The organism is Agrococcus baldri (assembly GCA_900114805.1).
GTDB lineage: Bacteria > Actinomycetota > Actinomycetes > Actinomycetales > Microbacteriaceae > Agrococcus > Agrococcus baldri.
On record FOZN01000002.1, the window covers coordinates 371884 to 385774 of the forward strand.

The 13891-nt window shown below is 71.5% G+C and carries 14 protein-coding genes; 6 read left to right on the forward strand and 8 right to left on the reverse strand.

What is annotated here, in order from left to right; all coding sequences use genetic code 11:
* Both BM288_RS05955 and BM288_RS05960 read right to left on the reverse strand, forming a co-directional pair.
* Complete coding sequence (locus tag BM288_RS05955) at positions 1 to 975, reverse strand: tripartite tricarboxylate transporter substrate binding protein (RefSeq protein ID WP_092916895.1); 975 nt, start codon at positions 973 to 975, stop codon at positions 1 to 3.
* Positions 976 to 1171: 196 nt separating this feature from the next.
* Positions 1172 to 3424, reverse strand: a complete 2253-nt coding sequence (locus BM288_RS05960) for an ATP-dependent Clp protease ATP-binding subunit (protein ID WP_092916897.1) — start codon at positions 3422 to 3424, stop codon at positions 1172 to 1174.
* A gap of 230 nt (positions 3425 to 3654) precedes the next feature.
* Between BM288_RS05960 and BM288_RS05965 the strand changes: the two genes are divergently transcribed.
* The 4 genes from BM288_RS05965 to BM288_RS05980 all read left to right on the forward strand — a co-directional run bounded on the left by BM288_RS05965 (position 3655) and on the right by BM288_RS05980 (position 7015).
* Positions 3655 to 4497 carry a hypothetical protein gene (locus BM288_RS05965; RefSeq protein ID WP_092916899.1) on the forward strand — a complete coding sequence of 281 codons (843 nt, stop codon included), beginning with the start codon at positions 3655 to 3657 and terminating at the stop codon, positions 4495 to 4497.
* 164 nt (positions 4498 to 4661) lie between these two features.
* Positions 4662 to 5384: a Pr6Pr family membrane protein gene (locus BM288_RS05970; protein ID WP_177220273.1), complete on the forward strand. Its 723-nt coding sequence runs from the start codon at positions 4662 to 4664 to the stop codon at positions 5382 to 5384.
* Between the two features lie 205 nt (positions 5385 to 5589).
* Complete coding sequence (locus BM288_RS05975; RefSeq protein WP_092917750.1) at positions 5590 to 6225, forward strand: Pr6Pr family membrane protein; 636 nt, start codon at positions 5590 to 5592, stop codon at positions 6223 to 6225.
* Between the two features lie 10 nt (positions 6226 to 6235).
* Positions 6236 to 7015 (forward strand): alpha/beta fold hydrolase, encoded by a 780-nt coding sequence (locus BM288_RS05980; protein WP_092916900.1) that lies wholly within the window; start codon positions 6236 to 6238, stop codon positions 7013 to 7015.
* Positions 7016 to 7085: 70 nt separating this feature from the next.
* On the opposite strand, the gene BM288_RS05985 is transcribed toward BM288_RS05980, so the two are convergent.
* The gene (locus tag BM288_RS05985; RefSeq protein ID WP_092916902.1) at positions 7086 to 7634 is read right to left on the reverse strand and encodes a hypothetical protein; all 549 of its coding nucleotides are present in this window, start codon (positions 7632 to 7634) and stop codon (positions 7086 to 7088) included.
* A 64-nt stretch (positions 7635 to 7698) separates the two neighbouring features.
* On the opposite strand from BM288_RS05985, the gene BM288_RS05990 reads away from it, so the two are divergent.
* Positions 7699 to 8310 carry a uridine kinase family protein gene (locus tag BM288_RS05990; RefSeq protein ID WP_092916904.1) on the forward strand — a complete coding sequence of 204 codons (612 nt, stop codon included), beginning with the start codon at positions 7699 to 7701 and terminating at the stop codon, positions 8308 to 8310.
* A 75-nt stretch (positions 8311 to 8385) separates the two neighbouring features.
* Here BM288_RS05990 and BM288_RS05995 read toward each other — a convergent pair whose 3' ends face one another.
* Both BM288_RS05995 and BM288_RS06000 read right to left on the reverse strand, forming a co-directional pair.
* Entirely contained in the window at positions 8386 to 9678 is a 1293-nt protein-coding gene (locus BM288_RS05995) for an ABC transporter permease (protein ID WP_092916906.1), read from the reverse strand.
* Complete coding sequence (locus BM288_RS06000) at positions 9675 to 10418, reverse strand: ABC transporter ATP-binding protein (RefSeq protein ID WP_092916909.1); 744 nt, start codon at positions 10416 to 10418, stop codon at positions 9675 to 9677. Before BM288_RS06000 ends, BM288_RS05995 begins: the two co-directional genes overlap by 4 nt.
* Positions 10419 to 10683: 265 nt before the next feature.
* Here BM288_RS06000 and BM288_RS06005 point away from each other — a divergent pair, with 265 nt between their 5' ends.
* On the forward strand, positions 10684 to 11166 hold the full coding sequence (locus BM288_RS06005) for an Hsp20/alpha crystallin family protein (RefSeq protein WP_092916911.1): 483 nt from the start codon (positions 10684 to 10686) through the stop codon (positions 11164 to 11166).
* A gap of 64 nt (positions 11167 to 11230) precedes the next feature.
* Here the strand turns inward: BM288_RS06005 and BM288_RS06010 are convergent, their stop codons facing one another.
* Genes BM288_RS06010 through BM288_RS06020 form a run of 3 tightly spaced genes read right to left on the reverse strand, consistent with a single transcriptional unit; the run spans position 11231 to position 13888 of the window.
* Positions 11231 to 11893, reverse strand: coding sequence for a dihydrofolate reductase family protein (locus tag BM288_RS06010; RefSeq protein WP_092916913.1), 663 nt, complete (start codon positions 11891 to 11893; stop codon positions 11231 to 11233).
* A 34-nt stretch (positions 11894 to 11927) separates the two neighbouring features.
* Positions 11928 to 12533 (reverse strand): hypothetical protein, encoded by a 606-nt coding sequence (locus tag BM288_RS06015; protein WP_143103043.1) that lies wholly within the window; start codon positions 12531 to 12533, stop codon positions 11928 to 11930.
* Positions 12530 to 13888, reverse strand: a complete 1359-nt coding sequence (locus tag BM288_RS06020) for a hypothetical protein (protein WP_143103044.1) — start codon at positions 13886 to 13888, stop codon at positions 12530 to 12532. The genes BM288_RS06015 and BM288_RS06020 overlap by 4 nt, the downstream gene beginning before the upstream one ends.
* Between the last annotated feature and the right edge of the window lie 3 nt (positions 13889 to 13891).

The following is a 13891-nucleotide window of genomic DNA, read 5'->3' on the forward strand; positions in this document are numbered from 1 at the left end:
TCATCGTCCGGCGAGCAGCGTGCCGAAGCGCTCATGCTCGGCGCTGACGAAGGCGGTGGTCTCTTCGGCGCCGAGGAAGAGCGGGATGTTGCCGCTGGATTCGATGAACTCGATGTACGCGGCGGATTCCGCGGCGACCTGCAGAGCATCCTCCAGCGTGGAGCGCACTGCGGCGTCAAGGCCTACCGGTGCCGCGACGACGGCCCAGCTGCCGATGACGACGTCGAAGCCTTGCTCCGTCGCTGTCGGGACGCCGTCGAGGGCTGGCGCCGGCTCCTCAGTGAAGACCGCGAGCACGCGCAGCCGTCCGTCCTCGTGTGCGGGCGCCGTCTCGCCGATACCGGCCACGACTGCATCGACCTGGCCACCGACTGCGGCGGTCACTGCGGGAGCGCCGCCGTCGAAGGGCACGCCCTGGAACTCGACGCCTGCAGCCGAGCCGAGTTCGAGCGCGCCAGCCTCCCAGATGGATCCCGCACCTGCATTGGAGATGGTGATGGTGCCGGGCGCGGCCTCCGCGGCAGCGACGAGGTCGCCAAGTGTCTCGTACGGGCTGTCGGCCGGCACCGCGATCGTGCCGGGCTGCGAGTTCACCTGCGCGAGGAAGTCGTAGTCCGCAGGATCCGTGTCGTAGTCGAGGTGGCCGAGCATGGCGACCTCGACGGGCAGTACCGCGATGGTGTGGCCGTCGGCCGCCTGACCGGCGACGTGCTCCATGCCGACCGAACCGGCGCCCCCGGGGCGGTTGTCGACGATGACGGAGACGCCCAGCTCGGACTCGAGCGCTGTCGCCAGGGTGCGAGCCGTCAGGTCGGTCGCACCGCCGGCCTGCGTCGGCGTGTAGAAGGTGATGTCGCCGGTCGGGAACGCGTCAGGTGCCGTATCGGCGCCAGCACGGTCGACGCATCCGGTGAGAAGGACCGCGGCAGCTGCCGCAGCCGTCAGGCCAATGGTTGCAGTACGGAAACGGGACATCTTCGTCCATCCAATTCAGTATGTGTTGCAGTATGCGCAACAGTGGTGCATAACATGGAGACGTTACTCCTGGTGGAGGCAGCATCGCAACCTCCCGCGCAGGAGGATTTCGCCCGAGCATCGCAAATGGCCACCCAGCGCAGCGCTGGATGGCCATTTCGAGCACGGCCCGTGGGCCGCCCGCGATTGCCTACGACTAGAGGTCGTCGAGCGGCTCCCCCTCCACGACGTTGGATGCGTCGGGCTGGATGCTCGGACGCGCGTCGGTGTCGAACGACCACTGCGCCGGCCGCTCGGCGTCGGCGCGGCCGACCCAGAGCCCCGAGCCGCCGGGGGCGACGTCGACCACGACGGTGTCGCCGTCGCGCACCTCGCCCGCCAGCAGCGCGCGCGCCAGCCGATCGTCGATCTCGCGCTGCATGAGCCTGCGCAGCGGTCGCGCACCGTACATGGGGTCGTAGCCGCGCTCCCCCAGCCACTGCCTGGCAGCATCCGTCACCTCGACCACCAGGCGCCGCTCGTGCAGGCGGCGGTCGAGGCCGCCGATCTGGATGTCGACGATCGAGCCGAGCTCCGAGGGCGAGAGCGCGTCGAAGATGACGATGTCGTCGAGCCGGTTCACGAACTCGGGCTTGAACGCCGCCCGCACCGCGCCCATCACCTGCTCGTGGGCCTGCGCCTGGGGCACCGTCGGGTCGGTGAGGAACGCGGAGCCCAGGTTGGAGGTGAGGATGAGGATGGTGTTGCGGAAGTCGACCGTGCGGCCCTGCCCGTCGGTGAGGCGGCCGTCGTCGAGCACCTGCAGCAGCAGGTCGAAGACCTCGGGGTGGGCCTTCTCGACCTCGTCCATGAGGATCACCGAGTAGGGGCGGCGGCGCACCGCCTCGGTCAGCTGCCCGCCCTGCTCGTAGCCGACGTAGCCGGGAGGGGCGCCGACCAGGCGCGCGACCGAGTGCTTCTCGCCGTACTCCGACATGTCGATGCGCACGAGCGCCTTCTCATCGTCGAAGAGCAGCTCGGCGAGCGCCTTCGCCAGCTCGGTCTTGCCGACGCCGGTGGGGCCGAGGAAGAGGAACGAGCCGGTGGGCTTGTCGGGGTCGGAGACGCCCGCGCGGGTGCGGCGCACCGCATCGGCCACCGCGCCCACGGCCTGCCGCTGGCCGACGACGCGCTTCGCGAGCTCGTCCTCGAGCGCCAGCAGCTTCTCGGTCTCGCCCTGCATGAGTCGCCCGACCGGGATGCCGGTCCAGGCGGCGACCACCGAGGCGATGTCGTCGCTCGAGACCTGGTCGCCGACCATGCGCGCGCCGGACTCGGCGGCGGTCGACTCGGCCTCGGCGAGCTCCTTCTCGACCTTCGGGATGTCGCCGTAGAGCAGCCGGCTGGCGCGCTCGAGGTCGCCCTCGCGCTGCGCCCGCTCTGCCCGGCCGCGCAGCTCGTCGAGCTGCTCGCGCAGGCCGCCGATGCGGTTCAGGCTCGAGCGCTCGGCCTGCCAGCGCTCGTCGAGCTCGGCCAGCTGCGCGCGGTGCTCGGCGAGGTTGGTCTCGAGCAGCGCGAGGCGCTCCTGCGAGGCCTCATCGCGCTCGCGCTTCAGCGCCAGGCGCTCGATCTCCATGCGGTCGACCGTGCGGCGCAGCTGGTCGATCTCGGTCGGCGCCGAGTCGATCTCCATGCGCAACCGGCTGGCGGCCTCGTCGATCAGGTCGATGGCCTTGTCGGGCAGCTGGCGCGCGGTGATGTAGCGGTTGGAGAGGGATGCGGCTGCGACCAGCGCGCTGTCGGCGATGGTGACCTTGTGGTGGGCCTCGTACCGCTCCTTGAGCCCGCGCAGGATCGCGACCGTGTCCTCCACGCTCGGCTCGCCCACGTACACCTGCTGGAAGCGGCGCTCCATGGCCGCGTCCTTCTCGATGAACTCGCGGTACTCGTCGAGCGTGGTCGCGCCGATCAGGCGCAGCTCGCCCCGCGCGAGCATGGGCTTGAGCATGTTGGAAGCGCCCTGGCTGCCCTCGGCGGCGCCGGCGCCCATGATGATGTGCAGCTCGTCGATGAACGTGACGATCTGCCCCTCGGCCTTGGCGATCTCGGCGAGCACGTTCTTCATGCGCTCCTCGAAGTCGCCGCGGTACTTCGAGCCGGCGATCATCGCGTTGACGTCGAGCCCGATGAGGGTCTTGCCCTTGAGGCTCTCGGGCACGTCGCCGGCGACGATGCGCTGCGCGAGGCCCTCGACGACGGCGGTCTTGCCGACGCCGGGCTCGCCGATGAGCACCGGGTTGTTCTTCGTGCGCCGCGAGAGCACCTGGCTGATGCGCCGGATCTCGCTGTCGCGACCGATCACGGGATCGAGCTTGCCGGCGCGCGCGATCGCGGTGAGGTCGGTGCCGAACTGCTCGAGCGCCGACTGCTGCTCCTCTTGACCCGGCATCATGCCGCCCATCCTTGCCATGTATCCCCCTTGCCGGGTGCTGGCGTCTCCCCCGACGCATCCGCACCCATCATCAAACTTGAGTGGTGTTGACTCAAGTTTACTCCGAATGCTGAAGATTCGCTACAGCGGTCTTCCTGGACGTGGCCTCCGAAAACGGTCACGGCGGCTCCTCGCGGCGGATACTGGGGGACAAGACGTCGATCGCGGCGCTGCGCGCACGACGACGTGAGCAATGTGAGGAGAGCGAGATGACCGCCACAGGCCCCGGTGGCTCGGTTCCTCGGAACCAGCCGCACAGCGCCGACGCAGACCGTCGGACAGACGCACCCGACCCGACCGGCCGACGCGATGACATCGTCGACGACCCCGAGCGACGACGCCCCGTCGCGGATCGGGACAGCACGGTGGGCGACCGAGACAGGTACGTCGGCGACGACGGACGGCACCGGGCCGGCGTCGTCGACGACGGACGGCATGATCGGGCCGGCGTCGTCGACCGCGACGTCGTCGCCAGCGACCGCGACGTCGTCGTAGCACGCGAGCGCGAGCGGTTCGGCGGCGTGAAGGTGGGCGCGGCGTTCTTCGGCTGGCTCACTGCGACGGGTGCCGTCGTGCTGCTCACCGCGCTCGCCGCCGCCATCGCCACGCTGATCGCCTCGCTCACCGGCGGCATCGACGACGCCGTCGAGGGAGCGCAGCAGAACCTGGAGTCGACCGGCATCTGGGGCATCGTCATCCTGCTCGTCATCTGGCTCGTCGGCTACTTCTGCGGCGGCTACGTGGCCGGGCGCATGGCGCGGTTCGACGGTGTGAAGCAGGGCGTCGCCGTCTGGGTGTGGGCGGTGGTCATCGCGATCATCGCGGCCGTCATCGGACTGGCCGTCGGCCAGAACTTCGCGCTCCCGCCCGGCTCCATGCCGACGCTGCCGCTGCCTGAGGATCAGGCGACGACCGCGACGATCATCTCCGGCGTCGTGGTCGCGATCGTGGCACTCGTCGGCGCCGTGCTCGGCGGCCTCGCGGGCATGCGCTTCCACCGCAGGGTCGACCGCGCGGGCTTCGAGGTCGACGACACGGACGTGCGTCGATAGGCCGCAGCGACGCTTCCGCCCGGCACCCCGCCCGCCTCGCCCGCCCCAGCGGGGCGACGGCGCGGGCGGGTCTGCGCGCTCTGCACCGCACACCCGTGCGTAGGATCGCCGTGACCGCTTGGGCGCCCGCTCCAGCGCCGGATGCGCCGAGCCCAGGAGCACGCATGTCGACCACGCCGACGCAGGCCTCACCCATCCGCCGATTTCTCCTCGTAGGCCGTGCCGTCATCGCGATCGCGATCCTCGCCGCAGTCGTCGGGCAGCTCATCACGAGCATCACGTTCTGGACGGCGCGTGGCGACGAGTCGATCCCGCTCAACGTGCTGAACTTCTTCAGCTTCTTCACCATCGAGTCGAACGTGCTGGCCGTGATGGTGCTCGCGGTGCTGGTCGCCGCGCAACTCGGCCGGCCTCGCATCGGCCGCCGCTTCGACGTGCTGCTGCTTTGCGTCTCGACGTACATGGTCGTCACCGGCATCGTCTACAACACGCTGCTGCGCGGCATCGAGCTGCCGCAGGGCGCGACCCTCGGCTGGTCGAACGAGGTGCTGCACCTCATCGCCCCGCTGTGGATGCTCGCCGACTGGCTGCTGAGCTCGGGCAAGCGCGAGCTGCGCTTCGGCGACCTGCGCGTCGTCGTGATCTTCCCGCTCGTGTGGCTCGCCTACACGCTGCTGCGCGGGCCGTTCACCCGCGACCAGGCGACGGGCCGCGACTGGTGGTACCCCTACCCGTTCCTCGACCCAGCCACCCACGCGAACGGCTACGTCGGCGTCGCCATCATGTGCGTGATCATCGCCGCGACCGTGGTGCTGGCGGCCTGGGGCATGATCGCGATCTCGCGCGCCCGTCGGCGAGCCGGCGAGGCGCAGCCCGTCGCCGCCTGACGACACGCGGCCATCGCCCAGATCGGCCCGGAGGCGCACTCTGCTCTTCCGGCAATCTTCGGCTGACACTGAGGCCGCGAGTTCGCGCATCGTGCACGGTCACGCCTAGGGTCGAAGGATGGTCCAGGCAGTCACGGCCCGCGACGCAATGCAGCGCAGCACGGTCTCTCGAGGCTCTCGAGCCCTGCTCGTCGGCCGAGCCGTGATGGCTGCGCTGATCGTCGCGGCGATCGCCGGCCAGCTGACCACGAGCCTCACCTTCTGGGGCCAGCAGGGCTACGGCGACGTGCCGCGCAACGTCACCAACTACCTCTCGTTCTTCACGGTCGAGTCGAACATCCTGGCCGTGGCGACCCTCGGCATCCTCATCGCCGCCCACTTCGGCCTGCCGCGCATCGGCCGCCGCTTCGACGTGGTGCTGCTGTGCGTGACGAGCTTCATGCTGGTCACCGGCATCGTCTACAACGCGACCATGCGCGACGTCGAGCTGCCGCAGGGCGCCACGCTCGACTGGTCGAACGAGGTGCTGCACCTCGTCGCTCCGCTGTGGATGCTGCTCGACTGGATCCTCTGCCCGCGCAGGCGCCAGCTGCACTGGCGCGATGTCGGCACCGTGCTCATCTTCCCGCTCATCTGGCTCGGCCTCACCTTCCTGCGCGCACCGAAGACGACGGTCCAGGCGAGCGAGACGCCCTACTGGTACCCGATGCTCGACCCGGCGAGCTACGACATCGGCGTGCTGGGCGTGATCGGCGCCTGCCTCGCGGTCGCCGCCACGCTGCTCGTGGTGGCCGCCGGCCAGCTCGCCATCGACCGCCGACGGCGCCGCGCCCGTCGCTAGGGTTGGCGGCGTGAGCGACCTCCACACCACGCGCCTCGGCGAAGCCGGTTCGCCCGTCGTCTTCTGCCACGGACTGTTCGGCCAGGGCAAGAACTGGACGCAGATCGGCAAGGCGCTCGCACCCGAGCACCGCGTCATGCTCGTCGACATGCCCAACCATGGCCAGTCGGCCTGGACGGAGCGGCTCGACTACGTCGAGATGGCGGATGCGGTGGCGGACGTCATCGAGGAGCCCGCCACGCTCGTGGGCCATTCCATGGGCGGCAAGGCAGCGATGCTGACGGCCCTGCGGCATCCGGAGAAGGTCGAGCGGCTGGTCGTGGTCGACGTGTCACCGGTGCAGTACCGGTCGGCCGACGAGTTCCGCGGCTTCATCGACGCGATGCAGGCCATCGACCTCGGCGCGCTCGGCTCGCGCGGCGAGGCCGACGCGGCACTCGCCGACGCGGTGCCGAACCCCGGCGTGCGCGCCTTCCTGCTGACGAACCTGCGCCGCGAGAGCGGCGCCGAGGGCGGCGGGTGGCGCTGGCTGCCCAACCTCGACGTGCTGCGCCGCGACCTCGACGTGCTGCGCGGATTCCCCGAGACCGACGCCGTCTACGAGGGACCGGTGCTGTGGATCGGCGGCGCCGACTCGGGCTACGTGCGCGACGAGTTCCGCGAGGCGATGGAGGCGCGCTTCCCGAACGTGCGCCGCGTGACCGTCAAAGGCGCGGGCCACTGGGTGCACTCCGAGCAGCCGGCGGTCACGATCGGCCTGTTGCAGCGATTCCTCGAGGACGCCGGCTGACCGATAGCCCCCTGGCGCCCAGCCCCGGCGATCGCTTCTCGGACTGCTCGGCCTCACGAGCGCGCCAGCCTCAGCGGCTCCAGACCTCGTCGACGGCCAGGAACGCGGTCGACTGCGGGCGCTCGCCCGACTCGTCGACGCGCGGCTCACCGGCGAGCAGCCGCCCGCCGACCGTGATCATGGCCTGCCGGCACGGCGCGCGCCGCAGCGACAGGTGATGCGGGACGCCGTCGAGTGCGAAGTCGTCGACCGACACCTCGCGCTGCCCGATCGGCTCGGCGATCCGCACCTCGATGTCGCCGGCCCGCGCGACGAGCCCGGTCTCGATGTCGAGCTCGATCTCGACCTCCTCGGTGCGCACCTCGACCTGCGACCAGTCGAGCCCTTCGGCCTCGGGGAAGTGCCGCACGAAGCGGCCCGACAGCCACGAGCTCAGTCCGGGGTCCGCGCCGATCACGCGCACGCGGCCCGCGTGCCACAGGATGAGCGCCGTGCCCGAGCCCATCGCCGACTCGTCGACGCGCCACACGGAGGCCAGCGCCACCGTCTCCTCGCCGTCCAGCAGCTGCACGGCCGGGTTCGCACCCCGGAGGATGGTCGATCTCGTGGTCTCGCTCACGCCCTCGACGCTACCGGGGGCCGACGTGCGCGCCGCACCCCGCGCATCCGGCAGAATCGTCTGCATGCCTGCGACCGACGAGCCACTCGCGCGCGTCGTGCTCATCGGCGGCGCCTCCGGCTCTGGCAAGTCGCGCATCGCCGAGCACTCGGGCCTGCCGCTGCTGCGGCTCGACGACTTCTACCGCGAGCATGACGACCCGGCGCTGCCGCGGCTCGAGTCCGGCGAGGTCGACTGGGACCACCCGGGCTCCTGGCACCTCGACCGGGCAGCCGATGCCCTCGAGGAGCTCGCGCGCACCGGCCGCACGACCGCGCCGATCTACGACATCTCGCGCAGCGCATCCGTCGGCAGTCGCGAGATCACGCTCGACGGCGCGACCCTGTTCGTCGCGGAGGGCATCTTCGTCGCGCAGATGATCCCAGAGGCGCGTCGCCGCGGCATCCTCGACGACGCGCTGTGCGTGCACCGCTCGCGCTGGGTGACGATGGCGCTGCGCTTCGCCCGCGACCTGCGCGAGCACCGCAAGAGCCCAGCGTTCCTCGTCAAGCGCGGGCTGCTGCTCGCCCGGCGCGAGCCCGCGATCGTGGGCGCGCTGACGGATGCGGGGTGCCGGCCCGTGCGCGTGCGCTCGGCGCTGCGCATGCTCGCGCACGCCCCGCAGCGGCAGATATAGGGCGGTGTGCTCCCGCCAGTCATCGGTGAGAGCACATCGCCCTATCTCTGTGCCGGCCGGCGCGGCGCGCCCGCGCTACTCGTAGCGCAGCGCCTCGATCGGGTGCTGGCGCGCCGCCCGGCGGGCGGGCAGCGTGCCGGCGAGAAACGCGATCGCCATCACCACCGCGATGATGACGGCCACCGAGAGCGGCTCGAAGCGCACGATCTCGAGCCCCGGCAGCTCGGCGAAGAGCCCCTCGGCCAGCAGCGGCGCCGCGATGAGCCCGGTGAGGATGGCGACGCCCGCGCCGATCGCGCTGCCGAGGAAGCCGATGAACACCGCCTCCATCGAGAACAGCCCGAAGACCTTGCCCGAGCGCATCCCCATCGCCTTCATCAGGCCGATCTCGCGGGTGCGCTCCTGCACGCTCATCAGCAGCGTGTTGACGATGCCGAAGCCGGCAGCCAGCAGCGCGATCACCGCGAACGCGTTCAGGATGCCCGTGACCACGTCGATCACGGTCTTGAACGCGCCGATCTGGTCGGCCGTCGTCTGGCCCTGGAAGCCCGCCTCGAGCAGGTCGACCTTGATCGCGGCGATCTGCTCGGGGGTCGACGCCGGGTCGATGGTCGCGTTGGTGGCGAGGTACACGGGTGCGACGTCGCCGGTGATGCCGCTCTGCTGCGCCTCCTGCACCGCATCGGCGAGCGCCTGGTTGCCCTCGGCGCCGAGGCTCAGCAGCCCCGGATTCGTGACCCCTGCGATGACCGCGCCGACCTCGTGGTGCTCGCCCACCGCATCCGTCACCCCGAGGGTGACCGGCTGACCGATGGCGGCCTCAGCGTCGGTGTAGCCGAGCGCCTCGACGTAGTCGGCGGGCAGCTGCACCTGCCTCTCGGCGCGGTCGTCGACGGCCGCGCCTGCGGCCAGATCGGGGATGAACGCTCCGGAGGCGAGGTCGATCGGCAGCTCGTACTGCTGGGAGCCCGCCGCTGCTATGTAGTCCACCGGCATCGAGACCATGGGCGAGACGCCGGTGATGCCCTCGACCTCGGCGATGCGCTCAAGGTCTGCCTCATTCATGCCGCCCGCGGCCATGCCGGGAGGGCCGTCGATGCTCGCGCCGCCGGTGGCGCGCTCGGGGTCGTAGACGGCGGGGCCGTCGGCGACCGGGCCGTCGGCGGGCGCGGGCGTGACCGCGAGCACGCCGGGGGCGCCGATCGCACCGACCTGGCTGTCGATGAAGCTCGAGACGCCGGCGCCGATCGCGCTCGTCATCGTGAGCGTGAACGCGCCGATGAAGATGGCGATCACGGTGAGCGAGGTGCGCAGCTTGCTGCGGAAGGTGTTCTGCACCGCCGAGGCGATGACGTCGCGGGTCTTCATGCCGAGACCTCCTGGACAGCGCTCGCGACGGTGCGCGAGGGGGCGGATGCGGTGGGTTCGGGCGCGTCGATCTCGAGGCCGTCACGCAGATGGATCTGCCGGTCGCAGCGGGCGGCGAGCTCCTCGTCGTGCGTGACGATCACGAGCGTGATGCCCTGCTCGCGGTTGAGGTCGAACAGGATGTCTTCGACCAGGCCACCGGTGACGGTGTCGAGGTTGCCGGTGGGCTCGTCGGCGAAGATCACGGTCGGGCTGTTCACGAGCGCGCGAGCGATGACCGCTCGCTGCTTCTGGCCGCCCGAGAGCGCCGTCGCCCTGTTCTTCGCCTTGTCGTCGAGCTCGAGCGCGCGCAGCGCCGCCATGCCGCGCTCGGTGCGCTCGCGGGCGCCGACGCCGGCGATCTTCAGCGGCAGCACGACGTTCTCGAGCACCGTGGCATCCGGCACCAGGAAGAACTGCTGGAAGACGAAGCCGAAGTCGCGGTTGCGCAGCCGGTGGATGTCGGTCTGGCTCAGGCTCGCCGAGTCGACGCCCTCGATCGCCAGCGTGCCGGCGTCGGGGGCATCCAGCAGCGCGAGGATGTGCATGAGGGTCGACTTGCCGGAGCCCGACTTGCCGATGATCGCGAGCGACTCGCCCCTGCGCACCTGCATCGACACCCCCTTGAGCGCGTCGAAGCGGCCGTCGCCGCGGCCGTAGGACTTCTGGATGGCGGATGCGTCCAGGACGAGATCGGGCATGGTGGCTCCATGAGGGTCGGGCTGCGATGCGCGACCGAAGCCGCAGCAGCGATTCGAGCCTGCCCCGGCGATGGCGGGTCGGACAGGGGGCTGACCCTACGCTTCTCCCCCGGCTGCCCGACGCTCAGAATCCTGTCAGCAGATTTTTGGCACTCTCCAGGCAAGAGTGCCAACAATGGAGCCGTCCCCGCGGTAGCCGCGGGGCTGCCACAGACACCGGGGCCGCCGCACGGGGCGGCGGCTCGCGAACGAGGAGGTGGTTGTCATGGCACTGACCTTCGATCCCTTCCGCGAGATGGATCGCATGGCCGCACGCCTGCTGACGAGCGGCGGCACGCAGCGATCGGCGAGCTGGATGCCGATGGACCTCTACCGGTCCGGAGATCACTACGTCGTGAACGTCGACCTCCCGGGCGTGGATCCGGGCTCGATCGAGCTGGACGTCGACGCCAACACGCTCACGATCCAGGCCGAGCGCACCATCGGTGCCGCCGACGGTGCGCAGTGGCTCGCGCAGGAGCGACCGGCCGGCCGCTACATCCGCCAGCTCGGGCTCGGCGCCGATGTCGACCTCGAGCGCATCCAGGCGAACTACGAGCACGGCGTGCTGATGCTCACGATCCCGATCGCCGAGCGCGCGAAGCCGCGCAGGATCACGGTCGAGCAGCGCGGCCGGCAGACCTCGATCGACGCCGGCTCCGGCTCCGAGGCCGGCGCGACAGCGGGGGCGGTCGCAGAGGGCGCCTGAGCCGACCTGCACGGCGCCCCGTCGGGCTGCGCTCCCCCGCGGACCGACGGGGCGCCGCCGTGCGTCAGCCCTGTTCGACCAGCCGCTCCTTGCCGTCGACCACCTCGAAGGCCGCGGTGCGGAACGGGGCCGGAATGAGCGTCATCGCGACGCACCCGTTCGTGGCGACCCGCGCATCCGTCACGTCGAACCCGGTCGGGCTCGCCTGCTCGAAGACGCGCTTGCCCGAGCCGATCGCGGCCGGCACCACGATCAGCCGCAGCTCGTCGAGCAGCCGCTCGGCGAGCAGCGTCTGCAGCAGCTGCCACGAGCCGTGCACCTGCAGCTCGCCCTCGCCCTCGTCCTTCAGGCTGCGGATGCGTGCAAGCACGTCGTCGGCGACGACCGACGTCGTCGAGGCCCACGGCCCGTCGCCCGCCATCGGGCCCGAGCCGCCCATCGTGGTCGAGACCACGTGCTTCGGCGCCGCATTGAGCCTGGCGGCGACGCGGTCGTCAGGGTCGGTCACCCGCGACCAGTAGTCGGCCATCATGTCGTAGGTCGTGCGGCCGAACAACAGCGCCGTGGTGCCGCCGAACCACCCGTCGACGGTCTTGGCGACCACGTCGTCGAAGATCGTGGCGCCCCAGCCGCCCCCGCGGAAGCCGCCGGTCGTGTCCTCCTCGGCGCCGCCGGGGCCCTGCATGACGCCGTCGAGGGTCATGAACTCGTGCGCGACCAGTCGCATCGCTCCTCCTCCGTCTCGTGGAAGCGTGCTCCCGTCAGCCGTCCGCCGCAAGGGGCGGGCCGACGCGTCGCGCCTCGCGGCGCGCGATCGCGAGCCACGTGCGCGGTCCGGCGAGCCAGCCGATCAGCGCCGAGAGCGCGATCGAGGCCACCACCCAGATCGAGGCGATGATCCAGAAGCCGACCACGCCGGTCAGCAGCACGAGCAGTCCGAGCAGCCAGCTCGACAGCGTCGAGAGCACGGCCTGCAGGCCGGTGCCTATCGCTGCGCCGCGCACGGTGACGGCGGTCGCGCCGACCACACCGGCCGTCCGCATCCGCCGCACGCTCAGCCAGCAGCCGAGCGCGATCGCGGCGACCGCGAGCAGCACCAGCCCGAGCACGAGCGGCACCAGCCAGCCGGGATCGAGCTGCTCGATCCACGCGATGACGCTGCGCCCCCACTCGACGTCGTCGAAGAGATCGATGATCACCGAGCGGATGACCGCCAGCACGAGGGCGGCCACCAGCAGGCCCCACACCAGTCCCGCGCCCGCGGCGACCAGCGAGAGGCCGATGGCGCCCGCCGACGTCACGGCGGCGCGCTGCCTCGCGTCGAGCGGATCGGTCGGCTTGGGCCGGCGGGCGCCTCGCGGACTCATCGCGGGTCGCGGCCCCACGGGTCTGCCGCGCTCGAGGGCTCGCCGCGCAGCTGCACCGCGGTGAGCTCTGCCTCGTCGCGAGCGCGGGCCGCCGCCTCCTCGGCCTCGGCGATCGCCCGGTAGTCGACGCGCGGCCGCGCCTGCGAGAGGAACAGCCAGCCGAACAGCATGCCGACGCCGCCGGTGAGCAGCACGGCGAGACCCAGCTCCCAGAACAGCACCTCCCACATGGTGCCGGTCGTGAGGGAGGCGTCGGCACCCATCAGCACCACGATGAATCCGCCGATGAGCGCGAACGGCCACACCACCATGCCGATCAGCCCCGTCGCGGCGGTCGTGCACAGCCACGCCAGCCAGGTGGAGCGGTGCGGCTTCGCGAGGCCGGCCGATCGCGCCCACAGAGCGTGCAGCAGCCAGCCGGCGGCGAGCAGTCCGCCGCCGACGAGCGCGCCGATGATGGCGGTCGCCCACACGCGGTCGGGCATCGTCCAGCGGGCGATCACCGCGGTGAACGAGTCGGCCTCGAAGTCGCTCATCGAGTCGCCGGAGACGTGGAGCAGGAACGCGCAGGTGACGATGAGCGTGAAGGCGGTCAGCAGGTGGGTCGCGAACGCCATCAGCGTCTGCCCGAGCCACGAGCTCAGCAGCGCCGCCGAGCGCTGCCGCTTGCTCCACGCCACGCGCGGCGGCAGCATCGGGGCATACGAGCCGGGTGCATAGGCCACCGGCTGCATGTACGGGTAGGGCCCGGATGCGTAGGCTGGCGCCGCGCCGGCCGGGTACGCGACGATCGGACTCGTGCCGACAGTGCCGGGGTAGGGCAATCCGGGGTACAGCTGCTCGTAGATCGCCCTGGGCTGCGCCGGTGCCGCACCCGGCGCCGGACCGTAGGGGGCGACCGCGGAGGGGTTCGCCGCATACGGCGCCGGGCGCGGTGGAGGACCCGGGTACGGCCCCATCGGCTGCACGTGCTGCCTGTGGGCCGCCGGCTGCTGCCAGCCGGTCGGCACGAGGCGCTGCGGCATCGACTCGGCCACCGCCGGCATGAGGCCCGGCGGCATGAGCTGTCCCGGCATGCCGGCGCCGGGATTCGCGACCGCCTGCTCGTGCTCCTGCCCGCCCAGCCCGAGCCGGGCGCGCCGGGCGCGAGCGCGATCCTGCGCGCGGTTCTCGATCGCCGTGGTCGGCACGAGCGCGTCGGCGCGCGGTGCGGAAGGCGCCGGCATCCGCTTGGCGCGCCCGGCGGCTGCGGCGCGGGCGGCGGCATCCGCGGGCACCGGTGAGTCCGCTCCGGGCGGTGGCGGCGCGCCACCGACGGCCGCGCTCGGGTCGCCGGATTCGGGTCGCTCAGCCACGGT

Excerpts from the sequence above, each read along its gene's own strand:
- BM288_RS05955 (WP_092916895.1), bottom strand. The coding sequence starts at position 975 with ATGTCCCGTTTCCGTACTGCAACCATTGGCCTGACGGCTGCGGCAGCT.
- BM288_RS05960 (WP_092916897.1), bottom strand. The coding sequence starts at position 3,424 with ATGGCAAGGATGGGCGGCATGATGCCGGGTCAAGAGGAGCAGCAGTCG.
- BM288_RS05965 (WP_092916899.1), top strand. The coding sequence starts at position 3,655 with ATGACCGCCACAGGCCCCGGTGGCTCGGTTCCTCGGAACCAGCCGCAC.
- BM288_RS05970 (WP_177220273.1), top strand. The coding sequence starts at position 4,662 with ATGTCGACCACGCCGACGCAGGCCTCACCCATCCGCCGATTTCTCCTC.
- BM288_RS05975 (WP_092917750.1), top strand. The coding sequence starts at position 5,590 with ATGGCTGCGCTGATCGTCGCGGCGATCGCCGGCCAGCTGACCACGAGC.
- BM288_RS05990 (WP_092916904.1), top strand. The coding sequence starts at position 7,699 with ATGCCTGCGACCGACGAGCCACTCGCGCGCGTCGTGCTCATCGGCGGC.
- BM288_RS05995 (WP_092916906.1), bottom strand. The coding sequence starts at position 9,678 with ATGAAGACCCGCGACGTCATCGCCTCGGCGGTGCAGAACACCTTCCGC.
- BM288_RS06000 (WP_092916909.1), bottom strand. The coding sequence starts at position 10,418 with ATGCCCGATCTCGTCCTGGACGCATCCGCCATCCAGAAGTCCTACGGC.
- BM288_RS06005 (WP_092916911.1), top strand. The coding sequence starts at position 10,684 with ATGGCACTGACCTTCGATCCCTTCCGCGAGATGGATCGCATGGCCGCA.
- BM288_RS06010 (WP_092916913.1), bottom strand. The coding sequence starts at position 11,893 with ATGCGACTGGTCGCGCACGAGTTCATGACCCTCGACGGCGTCATGCAG.
- BM288_RS06015 (WP_143103043.1), bottom strand. The coding sequence starts at position 12,533 with ATGAGTCCGCGAGGCGCCCGCCGGCCCAAGCCGACCGATCCGCTCGAC.